Origin of the sequence: Enterobacter sp. 296B2, from assembly GCF_034106185.1 — a bacterium.
Lineage (GTDB): Bacteria > Pseudomonadota > Gammaproteobacteria > Enterobacterales > Enterobacteriaceae > Enterobacter > Enterobacter cloacae_N.
Window position 1 is genome coordinate 1 of the sequence record NZ_JAWNCA010000070.1, and the last position, 2,171, is coordinate 2,171.

The 2,171-nt window shown below is 33.9% G+C and carries 2 protein-coding genes; both read left to right on the plus strand.

Going from position 1 to position 2,171, the window contains the following annotated elements:
- Positions 1–758, plus strand: a 758-nt coding sequence (locus URZ40_RS23075) for an MFS transporter (protein WP_320721253.1), incomplete at its 5' end; no start/stop codon positions are given.
- A 265-nt stretch (positions 759–1,023) separates the two neighbouring features.
- Positions 1,024–1,761 carry an AAA family ATPase gene (locus tag URZ40_RS23080; RefSeq protein ID WP_072061317.1) on the plus strand — a complete coding sequence of 246 codons (738 nt, stop codon included), beginning with the start codon at positions 1,024–1,026 and terminating at the stop codon, positions 1,759–1,761.
- The last annotated feature ends 410 nt before the right edge of the window (positions 1,762–2,171 follow it).

Consider the following 2,171-nt stretch of genomic DNA (forward strand, 5'->3'; position numbering starts at 1 on the left):
CAAAGCATCTTCATCCAATGATTGATATTGAGCTCTTCAAACATAAGCCTATATTAGCGGGGCTAATACTTGCGTTTATCGCTATGGCCACGCTGGTTGGATTCGAATTTTTTGTTTCTCAGGAATTACAATTAGCATTTGGGTTATCACCTTTTCAAGCTGGATTATTTCTATTTCCATTTATTATAGCGAGCTCTATATCTGGTCCTTTCGTTGGTTTCACACTTACATGGTTAGGAGTTAAAAAAATTGGATTTTATGGTGTTTTATTAAGCTCGTTATGTTTCTTTTTCATGGCGTTTATGGACTTTAGTTCTAATGGATGGGAGGTTTGGCTTACAATGATTATATTGGGGTTTTGCATAGAAGCAGCTCTAATCTCCTCTACATATGTAATTATGAATGCCGCAAAAAAAGAGAAAGCGGGGGAAGCTGGAGCAATTGAGGGAATGGCGTATGAACTTGGAGCAGGAACTGGTATCATATTATTCGGAATGATTATGTCGGCTTCATTCACAGCCAATCTGTCTGTTGATTTTCTTGCTGATATCAAACAAGCTCCTCCATTATCATTAAGTGAGGCGATCAGTATTGCAGATCTATTACCTAACTGGCAAGGACAAGAATTGATTCATGCTTCAAAAATTGCCTTTCTAAATTCTCACGGTAATGTAATGCTTGTTGCAGCGATTTTGTTAATTTTATTATCATTTATTATTTCACATTTACTTAAAGAGTATTCGGACACTCATGAATAGTTTTTTATGTACTACTTTAATCATTATGTGCGTACATTAGCTAAGAGATTGAAATGTTTTATTGAGAACTTCCAATGCATAGAGGTACATCTAATATCAAAGCCAATTTAGTTAGACATTCATCTCGACTTAGTTCTAAGAATATCGGTCTGATTAGTATTTTTATTGGTTTTTAGATGTTAATTATTAGCTGTTGTTGACTAACTTAAGCTATGCTTTATTTTTTTTATACGCTAATTATAAACTAAAGGTTTGGTATTACATAATGCATATTCTAGAACAATATCTCCGAACAGTGTTATTGCAGGAAGATAGAATCACAGATTATGAAAGGGAACAATACCCCTATAACATTCCAGCTTTGAAAAATTTTCATTGTATGGATCTGCATCCGCGGGTAACTTTTCTCATGGGAGAAAATGGTAGTGGAAAATCAACTTTGGTTGAAGCTATTGCAATAGCCGCAGGATATAATGCAGAAGGAGGGTCACGTAATTTTAACTTTCATTCAAATGAAAGTCATTCTTCACTTCATCATGCAATTCGACTAGTAAGAGGAGTAAGGCGACCAAAAGATGGATTCTTTTTCAGAGCTGAAAGTTTTTATAATGTTGCAACAGAGATTGATAGTTTAGGTGTGCAAGGAGCCTATGGTGGACGTTCCCTTCACGAACAATCGCACGGGGAATCTTTTATGTCATTATTATTGAACCGCTTTGCACCGAATGGCCTGTATATTTTAGATGAACCTGAGGCAGCTTTATCACCTACCAGACAAATGGCTGCGCTCGCTCATATCCATCGCTTGGCTCAGAGCAATTCACAATTTATAATAGCAACCCATTCTCCTATACTAATGTCATATCCAGATTCGAAAATATTGCATTTTAGTGAAAACGGGATTGAATCTATTAAATTAGAGAATACAGATCATTACATTGTGACTCGTCGGTTTGTAAATAATCCTCAAGCTATCTTAAATGAGCTCTTAGACTATGATTAAAAAGCGTTTGTTGAAAAGGAACATAAACAATTGCTTAGTACCTTTTAATGTGTTTTTTTTAAACGGTAAATTAACAATATAACATTGGTAAATAGAGATAATAACTCATTGAATACGATTGCTATTCTCGAATTCTTTTTTATCGTTAGTTATGATAGCTGTTTTCTTATGTTTTGAACACGGAATTAATTAACTATCATTTCTATTCCTATTTTTGTGTCGTTATTTTATAAATGATAAATTACGGGAGGGATATATTATCTTTATATCCAAAATAACCATTTTCATAATCATACAAAATGTCATATCTATTTAAAAAATTGAATCCTGTATTAACGAATATTTGTTGCCTTGTCGTGTTTAAAAATATCTCTTTGGGAGAAATGTTTGTTTTGTGTCCCCCGGTAATA